This window comes from Pseudomonas wadenswilerensis, from assembly GCF_900497695.1.
GTDB classification, from domain to species: Bacteria; Pseudomonadota; Gammaproteobacteria; order Pseudomonadales; family Pseudomonadaceae; genus Aquipseudomonas; species Aquipseudomonas wadenswilerensis.
The window spans coordinates 107,740-122,937 of the sequence record NZ_UIDD01000007.1 but is presented as its reverse complement, the minus strand read 5'-3'; the positions used below and the strand labels follow the sequence as shown (position 1 = coordinate 122,937).

At 61.1% G+C, this 15,198-nt stretch carries 12 protein-coding genes and 1 pseudogene; 6 read left to right on the top strand and 7 right to left on the bottom strand.

The genetic code is table 11. The annotated features are described in order from the left end of the window. Positions 1 to 19 precede the first annotated feature (19 nt). Both CCOS864_RS11710 and CCOS864_RS28740 read left to right on the top strand, forming a co-directional pair. Positions 20 to 1,408: a hypothetical protein gene (locus CCOS864_RS11710; protein ID WP_115086454.1), complete on the top strand. Its 1,389-nt coding sequence runs from the start codon at positions 20 to 22 to the stop codon at positions 1,406 to 1,408. 90 nt (positions 1,409 to 1,498) lie between these two features. Continuing rightward, positions 1,499 to 1,661, top strand: a pseudogene (locus tag CCOS864_RS28740) (ANT(3'') family aminoglycoside nucleotidyltransferase); the annotation flags it as partial. A 183-nt stretch (positions 1,662 to 1,844) separates the two neighbouring features. Here CCOS864_RS28740 and CCOS864_RS11700 read toward each other — a convergent pair. After that, the gene (locus tag CCOS864_RS11700) at positions 1,845 to 2,399 is read right to left on the bottom strand and encodes a YdeI/OmpD-associated family protein (RefSeq protein ID WP_115086453.1); all 555 of its coding nucleotides are present in this window, start codon (positions 2,397 to 2,399) and stop codon (positions 1,845 to 1,847) included. A 142-nt stretch (positions 2,400 to 2,541) separates the two neighbouring features. Further along, positions 2,542 to 3,255 (bottom strand): tellurite resistance TerB family protein, encoded by a 714-nt coding sequence (locus CCOS864_RS11695; RefSeq protein WP_115086452.1) that lies wholly within the window; start codon positions 3,253 to 3,255, stop codon positions 2,542 to 2,544. 171 nt (positions 3,256 to 3,426) lie between these two features. Between CCOS864_RS11695 and CCOS864_RS11690 the strand changes: the two genes are divergently transcribed. Further along, the gene (locus tag CCOS864_RS11690; protein WP_115086451.1) at positions 3,427 to 4,047 is read left to right on the top strand and encodes a DcrB/PsbP domain-containing protein; all 621 of its coding nucleotides are present in this window, start codon (positions 3,427 to 3,429) and stop codon (positions 4,045 to 4,047) included. 236 nt (positions 4,048 to 4,283) lie between these two features. Next, positions 4,284 to 4,748 carry a hypothetical protein gene (locus CCOS864_RS11685; RefSeq protein WP_115086450.1) on the top strand — a complete coding sequence of 155 codons (465 nt, stop codon included), beginning with the start codon at positions 4,284 to 4,286 and terminating at the stop codon, positions 4,746 to 4,748. Between the two features lie 187 nt (positions 4,749 to 4,935). Here CCOS864_RS11685 and CCOS864_RS11680 read toward each other — a convergent pair whose 3' ends face one another. Next, positions 4,936 to 7,647, bottom strand: a complete 2,712-nt coding sequence (locus tag CCOS864_RS11680; RefSeq protein ID WP_115086449.1) for an AAA domain-containing protein — start codon at positions 7,645 to 7,647, stop codon at positions 4,936 to 4,938. A gap of 234 nt (positions 7,648 to 7,881) precedes the next feature. Here CCOS864_RS11680 and CCOS864_RS11675 point away from each other — a divergent pair, with 234 nt between their 5' ends. Continuing rightward, positions 7,882 to 9,042, top strand: a complete 1,161-nt coding sequence (locus CCOS864_RS11675; protein WP_115086448.1) for an IS30 family transposase — start codon at positions 7,882 to 7,884, stop codon at positions 9,040 to 9,042. A 273-nt stretch (positions 9,043 to 9,315) separates the two neighbouring features. After that, positions 9,316 to 9,807 carry a GNAT family N-acetyltransferase gene (locus CCOS864_RS11670; RefSeq protein WP_010225377.1) on the top strand — a complete coding sequence of 164 codons (492 nt, stop codon included), beginning with the start codon at positions 9,316 to 9,318 and terminating at the stop codon, positions 9,805 to 9,807. 242 nt (positions 9,808 to 10,049) lie between these two features. Here CCOS864_RS11670 and CCOS864_RS11665 read toward each other — a convergent pair whose 3' ends face one another. From CCOS864_RS11665 to CCOS864_RS11650, 4 genes are read right to left on the bottom strand one after another with little or no spacing between them, the layout of a single operon-like run. Next, positions 10,050 to 11,267, bottom strand: a complete 1,218-nt coding sequence (locus tag CCOS864_RS11665; protein WP_115086447.1) for a RhtX/FptX family siderophore transporter — start codon at positions 11,265 to 11,267, stop codon at positions 10,050 to 10,052. Between the two features lie 12 nt (positions 11,268 to 11,279). After that, positions 11,280 to 12,782: a PepSY-associated TM helix domain-containing protein gene (locus CCOS864_RS11660; RefSeq protein WP_167458883.1), complete on the bottom strand. Its 1,503-nt coding sequence runs from the start codon at positions 12,780 to 12,782 to the stop codon at positions 11,280 to 11,282. After that, positions 12,779 to 13,060, bottom strand: a complete 282-nt coding sequence (locus CCOS864_RS11655; RefSeq protein ID WP_115086445.1) for a hypothetical protein — start codon at positions 13,058 to 13,060, stop codon at positions 12,779 to 12,781. Before CCOS864_RS11655 ends, CCOS864_RS11660 begins: the two co-directional genes overlap by 4 nt. Further along, positions 13,060 to 15,153, bottom strand: coding sequence for a TonB-dependent siderophore receptor (locus tag CCOS864_RS11650; RefSeq protein WP_115086444.1), 2,094 nt, complete (start codon positions 15,151 to 15,153; stop codon positions 13,060 to 13,062). Before CCOS864_RS11650 ends, CCOS864_RS11655 begins: the two co-directional genes overlap by 1 nt. Between the last annotated feature and the right edge of the window lie 45 nt (positions 15,154 to 15,198).

Below are 15,198 nucleotides of genomic sequence, written 5' to 3'. Positions count from 1 at the left end.
TGACCAAGAGCTTTTTTGCATGGATGCCCGTTTCTCGCTTTCATTAGCCCTGCCGCTCGCCCTCGCCGCCTGCAGCACCCCGCCCAAGCTGCAACCACCGGCCAAGCACCCTGGCCTTGAAGTGTTCGAGAAAGTGATCGACGAACCGGCCGCGCCCGATTCGATCATCCGTCAAGGCGACCAGATCACCTACATGATCGCGCCCTCCGCGAGCAACCCCTGGGTCGCCCGCTTTGACGCCTCCTGCAGCCAGCCCAGCGGCAGCATGTTCTATCCCACCAAACGGGGCATGCAGGCGTTTTCTGACAACGACGATTCCAGCAACCTTCCGCAACCACAGTTGCAGGTGCTGCAGCGCAGCGAACAACTCAAAAATGCCTGCGCCTATCGCGCCGTGCCTGACTGGCGAGCGCTGGACACCGCGCCAGTTCAAGACTGGCTGGTGTTGGACCGTAACAGCGCGATTCACGAGGATGGCGTACTCAAGATCTGGACGAGCATTCAACTTGCCAACTATCAAGCAGTCAAAGGGTACGGCCAGATTGCACAACTGCATGAGCGCCTGGCCATCGACTGCAAGCAGCGCACTTTCAAGCCGTTGAGCGACTTCAAGGTGGACGACAATGGCCGGGTGTACAACGGCAAGGTCAATCTGGACACCCCAATGATGCCGCAGGCACAGGCCGACAGCGGACAACAACGCCTGATCGAAGCTGCCTGCCAGCCCGCTGCCACCTGGGCCCAGATGGCGATGCCCCCTGTGCGCACGCCACTGCCGCCGCAGCTCGATACACCCAAGACGGCGCCAGCCGTGCTGGCGGCGATCAATACCCTGCAACTGCCCGAACCGCGCTTGACGCTACAGGCTTTGCACTATCGCTACGACGCCTTGGTGCTCAACGGCATGAAGATCACCGGCGTGCAGCGCAAGGACATCTTCAGCCGTGACCCGCAGAGCGGCCAGCTGCTGCTGCAGCCAGTGGATTCGGTGCTGGGCACCAAGCTGCTGCTGACTTTCCGCGGCCTGATCGAGCTGGCCAACCGCTCGTTCGACCGCAACAACGGCAACCAGGTAGAAGACTCCTTGCACGTCATCGGCTTGAGCTTCACAGGCGACTGGCAACGCCTGCCGGAACACAGCGAAGTGGCCTATGACCTGGTCCAGGCCACCACCACGGGGCCTTTCACCACTACCGTCACCTGCAAGGTCGGCGCCGCGCTGCCAGCCAGTCAGATAAACCCCGCCTTGCAAGGCATGGCCAAGCCGCTGAGCTGCTCCAAGCACAAAACGGCTACTTCTGAATGGACCGAGGGCTACCACTATCTCGAAGACTACGGGGTGTTTGTGCAGGCGGCGCAGAACAGCCCGTTGGGGCGCTGGACATGGCGAGTGGAGTCGGTCCGCTAGGACAGCTGTCGGTCAAAAGCGCCTACCAGTGCCTGTGATAGAGTGCGGACTATTCCATTTAGGGAGTCCTCACTCCTCAGCGAACTCAGGCCTTGGCGCTACCCCCCGAAGCGCGAAATGCAGTTTGGGGAATGGCTGCGCAACGACATAGAGGCCGGCCGCTTTGAATCGGCCATGGTCGCCCCCGACCTCGCTATCCTGATGAGCAAGCTTCGGCTTCACAGCACGCCCTTGCACGGCCCCGAAGCCGTGTGCCTTTTCGAGGCCGTGCCAGCGGCCGACTTCGTGACGGCATTGACCGACACCTTTGCTCAGTGGAAAGCGCAGTCAGACTGGAATGGGGACGAGAAAAACGTCCTATTGGCTTTGACTTTGCGCCAAGCGAGAGGCCGCCTCGGGTCGATAGTTGTCAGGCATATTCAACGGAATGTTCCATTTACAAACTTTCTGCCTCGGGCGCACAGAAGGCCTTACTGTAGTAGCCGGACGGGTCGAAACAGCAAACCTGCTTCTTGCCGGAGGCAAGCATATCGCAGGCACTGCCAATTCGTTTTGCGCGCGTCTTCAGTTGCTTGGCTGAAGTAATCCAGTGTATCCAGTCTACTCGTGCGAGGGTCGTCGTATTGTTCCAGGCTATACGAGCCTCAGGAGTGGCTACCAGTGCCTCCTGAAAATCTGCCGGGATGTCAGGCTCGGGTTCACTCTTCACTGGGGTCAGCGCTAGTGTAACGATATCCCCAACGGCCACACCTGCGGCTTCGAGTAACTCTGTACTTACCTGCAACCAATGGCTCAGCTGACCATCCGGTTCAAGGGTTGCCTGAAAGTGGTGTCCATTGATTGTGCCTTCAACTGTCGTCCTTCCTCGCCTCGGAAGCTGTTCACTCGCGTCTCTTGGCAGTACTACGAACGCCCACGACGTATCATTACCAGGCTTTGCCGGACGAAGAAGCTTTGCTTCGAATCGGGATTTCACATCGATTGTTGTCATTGCAACGTTCTTCGTGAGTCGGTGGGAACGGGCTTGTCCCGCGATAGGGTCATGGCAGCATGACAGACAATTTTCATGGTCAGAATCGCGGGGCAAGCCCGCTCCCACCTGATTGATGAAGAGCGCAGGCATCTCAGCCCGGTCAGGCGACGCCCTTGGCCTGCTGTTCCAGGTGCACCTGCAATGTCGGATCGATTTGCAGTGCGCCGGCCAGTTCATCAAGGTAGGCCCGCTCTGCGTCCTGCTGGTCATCCACCAGCATCACGCTGGCCAGGTACATTTCCGCAGCCATGGCCGGGTCCTGGGCCGACTGAGCCACCTGGGCAGCATCGAGTGGCTTGCTGACTTCCTCATCCAGCCATTGCTGCAGTTGCGGGTCGCTGGTGTGACGTTTGATTTCAGCGTAAATCAAAGTTTCTTCTTGCTTGTCGATGCGACCGTCAGCCTTGGCTGCCGCAATCAGCGCGCGCAAGATTGCATGGCTGTGATCCTCGGCCTCGGGGCCGGACAATTGATCGACAGTACGCAGCGCCTGTTGCGGGGCTGCCGCCTGGCTGCGCTGCCAGCTTTGATAAGCCTGGAACGCCATCATGCCCAACGACGCCAGGGCCGCGTAATTGGTGCCACCAGCGGAGCGCCCCTGGGTGGAGCCACCCGCGCTGCCACCCAACAGGCCGCCCAGTAAACCACCCAGGCCATTACCGCCACCCGTTGCACTGCCGCCGCCAAGCAGACCGCCCAGCAAGCCGCCCAAACCGCCCAGGCCGTCTTGCGCTGACATGCCGCCGCGCCCTTGTTGCGCTTGCGAGCCCTGCCCGGCCCGAAGTAACTGCTCGAGTAAATCACTGGTGTTCATGGCACCGCCCTCGGTCGGTAGTTGTTGCCCAGACAAGCAACGATAGCCCCCTCAAGGCGATCCGCCATGACCGTCTGGCCGACGGGGACCCCGGGGCTTACCGAGCAGGCAGGTTTATGTGAGCATATCCACCCCGCCCTGCCCCATGCCCCATGCCCCACGAGAGGCTGTATGTCGATTTTCAACAAAACAACCCTGACGCTGACCCTGGCCGTCGTCGGCCTGTTGGGCCTGTCGAATCTGCATGCCGCCAGCAAACCCAGCACCCAGCCGAAACCTGAAATAAAGGTCGCGGTGCTCGGCGGCAAGTTCAGCTTCAACCTGCCGGCAGGCTTCATCGCCAGCCCCCTGAGCGCTGACGAACAGAACAGCGAAGGCGCCGGCGCCGTGGGTACCCTGTATGCCAATGCGCAGGAAAAGCGTGTGGTCATGGTGATCGAGAAACCCCTCCCCGAAGCGTCTCGCACTGGCGACAACGACGATGCCTTCCTCGACGGCGCCGTCAGTGGTTTCGTCGACCGCCAGAGCGCCGGGCTGCCGGACTTTCGACAAACCGGCGAATCGCGCCTTAACCGCAACGGCCTGGGTGTGCGACAAATCGACAGTACGGCGACCCTGGGCGGCGGCAAAACGTTGAACAGCACCTTTATCGCAGGCTCCGGCGATCGCATGGCCGTCATCCAGGTCATTTCCCGCAGCGACGAAGCCAGCGGTCATGCTGCGCTGGTCAAGCGAATCGCGGGTGAATCCTCGATGCCAGTTTCGGAATCTCGCAAAAATCAGGGTAAATAGCATGCAAGCGCCCTAAGGCTTGCAATGCTTAGGCAGCGCTCGGAACCAAGGCCTCTCGGCACGGAGAATCGCCCCAGGTTTCGAAGGGCTCTGGGGTTGAATCCACCGGTTGAATCCACAGCCAAAAGCGGCCTTCGGAATAATGTGCTGAACGCTGCACCACCCAGACTACGAATGCGAGAAATGCTTTGGACCCTATTTCAACGCCTGACCCGGTCGAAACAGCTGGACAACTGATGTCCCGTCAAGAGGCGATGCAGGCTGAGGCGGCATCGTTACTCGGACAGATGCTCTTCGCATTCTCTTCCATGGATATGAATCTAGGGCTCTGTTTAGTGTGGTTGGACAACGGCAACAAATTGGAAATAACATCGAATTCGATCGAAGGACAGAATATCCATACGAAACTCGAAACGCTTTCGAAGCGAGTCACAGAGAGGTTACCGGCCGGCTCCGAACATCGTGCGGCCTATGAACGCTGGATTGAGCGTGTGCATGCAGCTCGGCTGCAGCGCAATCAGATGGTCCACGGCCGATGGGGTGTCGAGGCCCACCGTCACAAGATCGTCAATGTCATTGGACTTCCCTCCGGTGTGCAGCAATGCTTTGAATACAGCCTTGCGGAGTTGGCCGCGTTCAACAAAGAGTTGTGTGCATTAGGGCGAGAGCTAGCCAGACTACGAACACACTGGCCCCTCTAGACAGCTCGCCTGAAAGAGGCGGAATCACCGACTTGAGTGTCTAGCGAAAACTGGGATCCGGTACCCGCACGGACGCGTTAGCCGCCGCGTCGACAGGCTTTCTCAACGTCTGCTCTCGGGATACAGCTACTTCCGCTTTGGGTCGATTGCTGCCATTAGCGACTGTCGGCTTCTGACCCGTTGCTGCTTATGTGCCAGGGGTAGGGCTAGCCCACTGGTGGATAAAGTCGCCGACTCTCTGAACAATGTCACTCTCGACTGTCCGCAGCCGCAGGATGGGAATGCCACTTCTAGCCAAAATATCATTCTTCAAGGCGTCCCGAGCCGCCTGCTCAGGTCGGTCGTGGTACCCGCCATCGACCTCAATCACCCCTAGCGGGGTCTTGCCCACTTTGAAATAGATCACGAAATCGCAACTGGCGCGCCTCATGAAAGCCCGCTGGCGCTCCGTCCATTCGGGGTTACCTGGCGATGCGAGCTGACCCAGCTTGATCTGAGCGTGGTACTTCAATGCCAGGAACGCCGGGGCGGACAGTGCCTCGCGCAGCAGTTGCGCCACGATCTGCTCGGACTTGTAGCGCGAATCCTCGGGCCGCAGGCGGGCATTCAAGCGCGCCAGGGACTGGTCGTACTCGCGGTACAGCAAATCGAATGCCGACACTACCGGCGCGCGTACGATCTGCTCGTCCTGCGTGTAATAGCTGATGTAGCGGATCAGGGCGGCGATGTGGCCATTGTTGTCGGTGAACACCTCATCGCCGGTCACCAGGGTGAAGCGATGTTTGGCCCGCGACACTGCCACATTGATCATGCGTGGATCGTCGACGAAATCCAGACGTCTTCGCGCTTGGTTGTAGCGCTTCTTGTCCAGCACGGTGGAGAAGACGATCTCGTCGCACTCCCGCCCCTGAAACTTGTGCACGGTGTCCTTGACGAAATCCGCCGGTAGGCGCGTGCCGGAGAGGTTGACCTGTGCCCGGAACGGGGCGATGTAACCGCGGCCTTCGCCGTCCATTCCGAAGGGCTGCCCCTCGTCCTCAAGCACCTTGAGCAGGGAGTCCAACTCCCGAAGGTTGGTGTTCTGCCGTGCGTGGTTGCCCTTGGCCGTCACCACCAGACGCAGGGGAGCTTCGCCCTTGTCCTCGGTCATCGGCACCAGTGTGTTGTCGTAGAACTGCTGGTTGCAGAACTGGATGATCCTGGGGTGGCAACGGTAATGCTCTTTCAGCAGGGTCCTGGGCAGCGCGTCCTGGAAAACGGCGATGCACGAATCCAGTAGGCTGTAATGCTCGCAATCGTAGGCCTCGGCAGGCGCCTGAAGTCCCAGTGTCACGGGGATGTGCGGTAACTGGCGGTTGTCTCCAACAACGATCAGGTTCTTTGCGCAGCCCAGTGGCAGGATGCCCGGCACGATGTCCTGCAAAGAGGCTTCGTCGATGATCACGTAGTCGAGGATCGCCCCCGGCGCGATCGAATTGACGATGGAGTGCGTGCCGCTGCCCAGGATAGGGAAGCGCTGCACGAAGGCATCGAAATGCCTGCAGTAAGTTTTGACATCAAAGCTGTCCGACGGCGGTACCTGAAGATGCAGATGCTGCTTCAGATGGTGCATCGACGCTGTTGTCAGTTCTTTCAGCAGAGCCGTGAAATTCGCGCGCGCCAACGATTCACGGCACGCCCGCAGCTCCGCTTCCTTGTCCCGTAGCGACTTGTCGTAGTAATGCATCTGCAGTGCATGGAAAACGGCCATGCGCGCCTCGCCCTCGGCGAATGGCTTGGTGCGAAAGATTCTGAATTTTAACAGTAGCTCGATGCGGTCTTTGAGATGAATGCGCTGCTCGCCGAGGTAAGCCAGATAGGCCATGAGATCCGCAGTCTTGTGCGGTGTCAGCCCGTACTTATCGAGCGAGCCTGTGGCCTGCACATCGCTTTCTGCCTGCCACTGCTGCAGGTAGCGCCGCTCGATGACCAGCTCGTCCAGCTCGATTTGCAGTTGTGCCGCCCTGTTGTGGTCTTGCAGGTGCTGCTTCAAACGGGTCAGCAAGGCCTGGATCTCATCCAGGGAGGGTGCCGGCTCGGGCGCGCTTGATGGCCACGCAGGCAGGTCGGCGAAGAAGGCCTTACGTTTGTCCTGGTTGCCAAGCTTGGCGACCAAGTGGCCCAAGCCATATTTCTCCAGCTTTTCGTAGACGTTTTCCACGGCAGCATTGTTGTTGGACAGCACCGCTACCGTCTGCCCACGTAACAGAATATTGGCGAGGATGTTGAGGATCGTCTGGGTTTTGCCGGTCCCTGGCGGGCCTTCGATCACGCTGATTTGCGCGCTGAACGCCCGCTCCACCGCCTGAAGCTGACTCTCGTTAAGCCCGAACGGATAGATGAGCCCCTGACCCAGCGCCAGCGTGCCGTTGCGCCCCGTACAATAGGCTTGCAAGGCAGTGCCAGCAATGGCGGGCAGTTTTCCGAGCTGGCGCACCACATTGTCGGCAATTTCACGATCAGTCTTCGACTCAGCGTGATCCTGTCGGGCATTCGCCACGGTAGTGAAATAGCGGAAGACCGGCGTGTCCTTCATCGATGTCGGGGCGGTAAAGCCGATGCCGTCCATCTTGTAGACATAGGGCTTTTCGGCGCCCGGGTAGTGCACGACGGCATATCGCTCGCCGTAAATCGTAGCTTTGGCAATGGGCGTGGCGATCGTGCTGCCGGGCTTGTGCAGCAATACATTGGTCAACTCGCGGGTGGGCGAAACTTGGCAGTTACTGAGCGGGCGGATGTATTTTTTCTTGGAGGGGAAGTGACAGGTCAGTTCCAGGGTTTCGTACTTGTCGCTCCAGCGAATCGCCCAGTCGCTGATTTTTGCGGTCTTGTCCTCACCATCCACCTGAACCGAAACCATATTCCTTATCCCTATGCACATGACATCCGGCTTCGCCTCGCGCCGAATGCTACTTTCTCCAAGAGGAGTCATATTGCCATCATTACGTGCAGGGTCGATAGCCGGTTCATGCGTTTAGTCATCTTCCGTGCTTCTCGTCGAGAGCAGCTCATCGCAAACGGCAGCAATCGACTGTGAATTCAACCGGTCGATGCAACACAACTAAATTCTGTGTAAGCAGAAGGAGTGTTGCAGATGAAGCAGAGACCTCGGATCTATTACACCGAAAGCCAGAAAAAACTGATGTGGGATCACTGGCAAAAAGGCGACTCTCTTCAGCACATCGCCCAACTATTTGATCGAAACCACTCATCGATACAGCGCATCTTGGCGGAGACCGGGGGCATCAGACCCGCTGTACGGCGCAGGTCCAGATTGGCCCTGACGTTGGCTGAACGCGAAGATATTTCGCGTGCAGTGGTGGCAGGTAACTCGATCCGTTCCATAGCCGCGCTTCTAGGGCGAGCAGCCTCTACGATCAGTCGTGAGATCAGACGCAACGGTGGCCAAGGCAGCTATCGGGCTAATCGAGCTGATCAGTCTGCCTGGGATCGCGCCCATCGACCCAAGGTCTGCAAGCTTGTTGAGAACCGAGCGGTGGCGCAAATTGTTGCAGACAAGCTTCAACTGCAGTGGTCACCGGAACAAATTGCCGGCTGGCTGAAACGCACCTACCCGGACGATACGAGCTATCAGGTGTCACACGAGACGATCTATCGCACCCTCTTCATACAGGCTCGCGGGGCTCTGAAGAAGGAGTTGCTTGAGCATTTACGGCGAACGCGAGCCATGCGTCGCTCGCGCCATCACACGCAGAAGAAAGAAAATCACGGTGGAATCACAGACGCGGTATCGATCCGCGAACGCCCGGCCGCGGCTCAGGATCGGGCGGTACCAGGTCAATGGGAAGGTGACCTGCTGTGCGGTAGCAGGAACATCCAAATTGCCACTCTTGTGGAGCGTCATACACGTTACGTAATGCTGGTGAAGTTGGCTGGTAAGGATACCGAGACGGTCATCAGCGCCCTGATCGAAAACGCCCGCGAACTTCCCGAGGGACTCTACCAATCGCTGACGTGGGATCGCGGCAAAGAGATGGCTGACCATAAGCGCTTTACGGTGGCTACCGACATCAAGGTCTACTTCTGCGACCCTCATCGCCCCTGGCAACGGGGATCGAATGAGAACACCAACGGGTTGTTAAGGCAGTACTTCCCGAAAGGGACCGACCTTGCGGAGCACTCGCAAGCCACGCTCAATGAAGTGGCAAGGCAGCTGAACAGCCGCCCCCGGAAAACACTAAACTACGAAACGCCCACTGAACGATTTAGCCAATCTGTTGCATCGACCGGTTGAATCCACAACCCAGAGCGGTCATTCATGTAGGTCAGCTAACGGCCAAAAGCGGTCAAAAACAATCATCCAACAATGTCGTCCCGGTCAACAGCTTCGGAGTGCTTAGCTACGCTCTAGGGCGTATATGCCATGACCAGCGTTGAAGTCGTAGCGTATCCGTTGAAGAGCGGATGCGTGCGCCGCGATCGCTGTATGGCGCGTTTTTATTCAATCTGTGTCTAACATTCTCCTATTGACCGCCCTACCATCGGCCGCTCCGTCCAGGTGCATACGATGAAAGATATTCCCGGCAACATCGATTTTTCAGGCTTGACGGCCCGTCGGCTAGGGCCAAATGACCGTGAGATCATTTGTGTGCACCGTGAAACGATGTTCCTTGAGGCGGGAGGAGACCCATCGGAGTTGCGGGTGATGACTGAGCACTTCCGGCCCTGGTTGCACCAGCGCCTATTCGATGGCCGCTACTACGGTTTTGCGCTGATGGACACGGGGCAGCCTGTGGCGGCGATAGGTCTGATGAATATCGACTGGCCACCTCATCCGTCCCATCCGGCCTTAGACCAGCGCGGCTATGTGCTAAATGTTTTCGTCGAACCTGCTTACCGGCGCCGGGGCCTGGCTTCAACCCTGATGAAGTTGGCTGAAGCCGAATTTGCGCAACGCGGAATGAGTTTTGCCGTGCTACACGCGACCAAGGCCGGCAAGCCGGTGTATGAAGGACTGGGCTGGGCGAATACATCTGAGATGGCAAAAACCGTTTCGTGATTTGACTGCCTATCTAGGAGCCTGGTCGCCGATTCTAGCTGTTGATGAAAGGCTGCTTTGGGTCGTTAGCTGCCGGTCGTGGGTGACTGCTTTCGACCCAGAGCTGCCGGTGTATGGCATCCAGGTGGGAGCGGGCTTGCCCCGCGATCCGGGCCATGGGCATTGTCTATCACGCGGCCATGACCCTATCGCGGGGCAAGCCCGCTCCCACCGTCTAATCGCCGTTCGAGCGGACGATCCCCCTACTCAGCGATAACCCGATACCGCGCCAGATTCAGCGCAACCAGCAACGCCACCATCGCCATCAGCGCCCCTGCCAGAAACCCGCCGCTGTAACCGGCCTGCGCGGTCAACCCCAGCAACAGCGAGGATGACAGCATCTCGCCCAGGTCGCGGGTGCTTTGCACGGCGGTCATGTCGGTGCCGGCCTGGTCGCTTTGCCCGGCAAACGCCATCGATGCGGTCATGATCGCCACCGAGCTAGCGCCGGTGGCAAACGAGCCCAGCCCTACCGCCAGCCAGATCAACCCGACCTGGGTCGCCACTACCCCGCTGGCCTGCAGCAGCCAGACCAGTGCGGCCACCCCGGCCATGGCCACCGCCAGCATGAACGCCGGCCACAAGCCCAGCACGCGGATCAGCCAGGCACCACCGCCGCAACCCAGGACGATGGTCACCACCCCGCCGCTCATGCCCAGTTGGCCGATGGCCTGCAAGGACCAGCCGGCATCGTTGAGGAACAGTTTCGACAAGCCGAACCCGGAGACCGCGGTCATGGCCGAGAGCAGCGCCAGCACCACCAGCGACACGGCCTTGGGCCGTTTGATAAAGCGCAGCAGGCTCGCGTGCGCTACGTCCGGCTGTTTTTTCTTCGCGGGTGCTACGTGCAGCCAGGCTACGCAGCACAGGCTCGCCAACGGCACCAGCGCCAACAGGCCAAAGGCCGTGGTTTGCCCGAAGTGGCCACTGAGCAACAGCGCCCCGGCACCACCGACGAAGAAGCCGAACATGGTGCCGCCGACCTGGATCGCGTTGATCCGCGCCAGCATGTTCTCACTGAAATACTCGGCGGCCATGCCGTCGGTGGCGATGTCCTGGGTGGCGCTGGCGAACGAGGCAAGGATCAGCAGGCCCACGGCCCAGCCTGCGGTGTCGACACTCAGGCCAATGCTCGCCAGGGTCACCAGGCACAGCAGCACCAGGATCTGCATCGGCATGATCCAGCTGCGCCGCCGCCCCAGGCGCGGGTTCCAGAGGTTGTCCACTTGCGGTGCCCAGATGAATTTCACCACCCACGGCAGGCCCACCAGCGGCAGGAAGGCCAGGGCATCAAGTGCAGCACCGTCGTGGCGCAACAGCGTGGGCAAGGCATCCATGGCGATGCCGAAGCAAATGCCCTGGGAGAGGTACAACAGGGCGAACGTCAGCACCATGCGCCAATGTTTCAACAGATCCAGCATTTGAGTCTCCAATCAAACAGCGTTGGCGTCGGCAGCCCGTGCCGTACGCGTAAAAAGAGTCAGGCGGCGCACCGCCCACAGGGCACTGGCGCCACCGAGCAGCAGCACCAGGTCGATCGGCCAGACGACCAGGTTGGCGTGCACCAGGCTGCCAGCCAGGTGCAAGGCGCCGGCGCTCAGGTAAGCCAGGCCGGCCACGCTCAACAGCAGGCGCAACGGTTGCCGCTGAGGCGGCATGAGCGCCGCCAGCAGCAGGCTGGCGGTCCAGCTGCCCCAGAAGCACCCCGGCAGCACGCTGGGCGGCAACAGCCCCAGATTGGCCAGCGCTCCGGCGCACAGCAGTACAGCGCTGGCAGCCAGCAGCCCGCCGCCGCCACCGACGACCATTCGCAGCAGCACTTGCCAACCCGCGCCTGCCTTGAGCCGCCGGCGCTCCAGCCACAGGTACAGGCCGCTGAGGACCAGCACCGCCGCCGCCAATGCCATGCCGAAATGCACCGCGCGCAACAGCGGCCCCGCGTGGGGCAGCCAGCGATAGTCGGCAAAGTGCAGCGGCTGCACCGCAATGAACGCCTGCAACCAGAACCCACGCCCACTCGCGCTGCTGGTGCCCAGGGGCTGGCCGTCATCGCCGCGGTAGGCATGCCGCTCGAACACGGCGGTACTGGGCAGCCCCTGCTCGATGCCGGCCACTTCCACCCAGGCCCCGGGTTCACCCCAGCGATGCAGCGTGACGCTCTGGGCGGCAAAGCCTGGGTGCGCCGCCGCGTCGTTGTGCAGCAGTTGATCGAGATCGAGCGCCTGGGTCGTGGCGGCCTGCGGCTCGACCTGCGGCGGGGCGCCGAGCAACTGCATGAACGCTTGCTGCGGGGCCCCGGGAAACGCCTGCCCAGCCAGGGCCACCGTGCCGAGGGCGCCGAGGCCGGACAGCGCCCCGGTGACCCCGAACAACAGCAGCCACGGCCCGGCCCAGCGGCCGATCAGGCTGTGCAGGTCATGGGCCAGCACCCGCAGGCCGCGGTCGCGGCGCAAGCGCTTGAGGTCCTGCAAACGCCCGCTGTGCAGCGCGCTGCCCGCCCAGATCATCAGCAACAACACCACGCCCAGCAGGCTGATCAGGATCCGCCCGGGGAACCCGCTAAACAGGCTCTTGTGCAGGTTGAAGAGGATGTCGGCTGCATTTACCGGCGCCAACTCCCGGCCAGTGGCCGGGTCCAGTTCCAGAGTGCACTGGTTGGCTGAAGCGCATAGTTCAACCACCGCACGCTGACCATCGGGCAAGCGGATGTGCAACGCCTCCGGCGTCAGGCCATGCCGGCTCGCCACCTCCAGCCACTGCGTCAGGGGCAGTGTTGGCCCTGGTGCCAAGGCTGCCGGGCCGCGAAACCAGGTGCGCAAGTCTTCATGGGCCATGCTCCAGGCCCCGCTGAGCAGAATCACGAACAGCAGCAGGCCAAACACGCCTCCAGCGCCGGAATGCACGCGCTGCACCAGCGCCCGCGGTGCCCCCATCATGTCCGGGTCCCTTCCCACAACAGCCATGGGGTGAACAGCAACAGCCAGACGCCGGAGCGATAGACCACACGCTGGCGATCTGGCGCCAGTAGCACCCACAGCAGCACCGTCACGAGAAAGCCCAAGCCGAGAAAAATCCCGGCGTAGAGCCGCTCAAGCCCGCCGCCCCAGGGATAGTGCCGGGCCAGCAGCACCGCCAGTTGCAGGCTGCTCAGCACACTGCCGGCCAGCGCAAGACAGATGCGCAGTGGCCATGGCCCGAGGCCGGGGGTTGCCATCAGAACGTGCCTCGCAGGGTCATGTTGAGGCTGCGCGGCTCACCGTAGCGGTTGTTCCAGTTGGGGGTGGACAGGCTCTGGTAGTACTTGCGGTCGGCCAGGTTGTTGCCATTGAGCGAGGCCGTCCAGTGCTCGTCGATGCGATAGGCAACCCGCGCGTTGAGCAACGCATAACCGCCCTGCTCCATCGACACGGCGCCCGATTGCGCAGAGAAATCACTTTGCGCCTGCACCCCGGCACCAACACTCCAGCGCCGGTCCTGCCACGGCAGCTCGTACTGGCTCCAGAGTCGCAGCATGTGCCGGGGAGTGAACTCGGCATAGCGGTCGCCCGAAGTGCTGCGGGTGTCTTTAAGGTACTCGGTGGTGGTGTAGGTATAGCCGGCGAACAGGCTCCAGTCCGGGGTGATGTAGCCGGTACTTTCCAGCTCGAAGCCCTGGCTGCGCACCTTGCCGCCGCTGATGTAATAGGTGTTTGGCCCGGCACCTGGGTGTTCGGGGTCAACCTGCGGATTGTTTTCCAGGTCGATGCGAAACGCTGCCAGGGAAACGTTCAGGCGCCCCTCCAGCAACTCGCCCTTGATCCCGGTCTCATAGGTCTTGCCTTCCACCGGCTTGAGCAGTTCACCGCTCCAGGTCTGCCCGGTCTGCGGCTGGAAGACTTCGGCATAGCTGGCGTACCACGACCAGTCCTGGGCGAAGTCCCAGATCAGCCCGCCGTAGGGGGTGATCTCGCGCCCGGGTTTGAAGTGATCGCCCGGCGCGTCCTGGTCCCACCAGCTGGCCCGGGCGCCGACCACCAGGGTCAGCGGATCGAGCAGCTTGAAACGGGTCAGCGCGTAGACGCCCTTGGACGTGGTCGTGGTCGAGCCCGGCGAGGTATAGGCGCCGATACCCGGCTTGGGCACGCTGTGCGGGTCCCAGCGATAGACGTTCACCGGCACGTTCAGCGGCGTGGTGAAGTTCGCCATGCGCTGTTCGGTTTCACCCTGGCTGTAGTTGCTGCCCAGCAGCAACTCATGGCTGCGGCCGAACAACGTAAACGGCCCGTTGAGCGATGCATCAACGCTCTTCTGGGTACTCTCGAACTTGTATGCGGCGCCCATCAGATGCCCGCCGTCGCCGGTAAGCGGATCAATTGCACCAAAGGCCCCGGCATAGCGCAGGCTGGAATCTGCGTCCTGGTACTCGGCAGCGATTTTGGCTTTCCAGTCGTGGTCCAGTTGCTGTTCCAGCGAGCCGAACACCCGGCGCGTGGTCCACTTGAAGCGATCCCAGTCGACATCCAGGTAAGTGGAGCGCGGCAGGTTCAGGCTCGACCCATCTTTGGCCATCGGCACGCCGGCCATGTTGGTCACCGAATCGATGGTCTGGTACTGCGCGCCCAGGGTCAGCAGGGTGTCCGGGCTCAGGTCGAATTCGCTGATGCCGTAGAGCAGCTGGGTGTCCTGCTTGCCGATATCGTAGAAGTAGTCACGGTCCTCGTAGGCCGCAACCATCCGCCCACGCACATTGCCGGAGTCGGTCAACGGCCCGCCGACGTCGATCTCACCGCGGTAACGGTCCCAGCTACCGCCACTCAAGGTAGTGCTGGCGGCAAAGTCCTTTTGCGGGCGCTTGCGCACCAGGTTGACGGTGGCTGCCGGGTTGCCACTGCCATGCAGCAGGCCGTTGGAGCCGCGCAGGATCTCGACCCGTTCATACACCGCCATGTCCTGCGGTGAACTGGCGGTGTCGCCGAGCAAGGCCGGCACCCCATCGAGCTCGAAGGAGTTGATCTTGAAGCCGCGCACGTAATAGGCGGTGGTCAGCAACTGGAACGGCTGCACAGTGACCCCGGTGGCCTGCTGCATCACTTCATCGAGGCTGAACAGGTTCTGTTGCTCGATACGCTCGTGGTCGATCACGCTCACCGATTGCGGGGTCTCGCGCAACTTGAGCGGCATCTTGCCAATGGTGGTGACACCGGGTGCGGTCACGCTACTTGCGCTGTCCTTGCCGGTGATCTCGATGTTGCCCAGCTGCAGCGTCCCGCTGCCACTCTCTGCAGCAATGGCCAGCGCCAGGGGATTCAAGCCCAGCACCAGCACCATCCCCAGATGCGCCCGGCGATGCTGGCCACCCCGTCCTGCCTTTGC

Coding starts and splice junctions, on each gene's coding strand:
- CCOS864_RS11660 (WP_167458883.1), bottom strand. CDS start 12,782: ATGATGGGGGCACCGCGGGCGCTGGTGCAGCGCGTGCATTCCGGCGCT.
- CCOS864_RS11695 (WP_115086452.1), bottom strand. CDS start 3,255: ATGAACACCAGTGATTTACTCGAGCAGTTACTTCGGGCCGGGCAGGGC.
- CCOS864_RS11690 (WP_115086451.1), top strand. CDS start 3,427: ATGTCGATTTTCAACAAAACAACCCTGACGCTGACCCTGGCCGTCGTC.
- CCOS864_RS11710 (WP_115086454.1), top strand. CDS start 20: ATGGATGCCCGTTTCTCGCTTTCATTAGCCCTGCCGCTCGCCCTCGCC.
- CCOS864_RS11670 (WP_010225377.1), top strand. CDS start 9,316: ATGAAAGATATTCCCGGCAACATCGATTTTTCAGGCTTGACGGCCCGT.
- CCOS864_RS11700 (WP_115086453.1), bottom strand. CDS start 2,399: ATGACAACAATCGATGTGAAATCCCGATTCGAAGCAAAGCTTCTTCGT.
- CCOS864_RS11650 (WP_115086444.1), bottom strand. CDS start 15,153: ATGGTGCTGGTGCTGGGCTTGAATCCCCTGGCGCTGGCCATTGCTGCA.
- CCOS864_RS11680 (WP_115086449.1), bottom strand. CDS start 7,647: ATGGTTTCGGTTCAGGTGGATGGTGAGGACAAGACCGCAAAAATCAGC.
- CCOS864_RS11675 (WP_115086448.1), top strand. CDS start 7,882: ATGAAGCAGAGACCTCGGATCTATTACACCGAAAGCCAGAAAAAACTG.
- CCOS864_RS11655 (WP_115086445.1), bottom strand. CDS start 13,060: ATGGCAACCCCCGGCCTCGGGCCATGGCCACTGCGCATCTGTCTTGCG.
- CCOS864_RS11665 (WP_115086447.1), bottom strand. CDS start 11,267: ATGCTGGATCTGTTGAAACATTGGCGCATGGTGCTGACGTTCGCCCTG.
- CCOS864_RS11685 (WP_115086450.1), top strand. CDS start 4,284: ATGTCCCGTCAAGAGGCGATGCAGGCTGAGGCGGCATCGTTACTCGGA.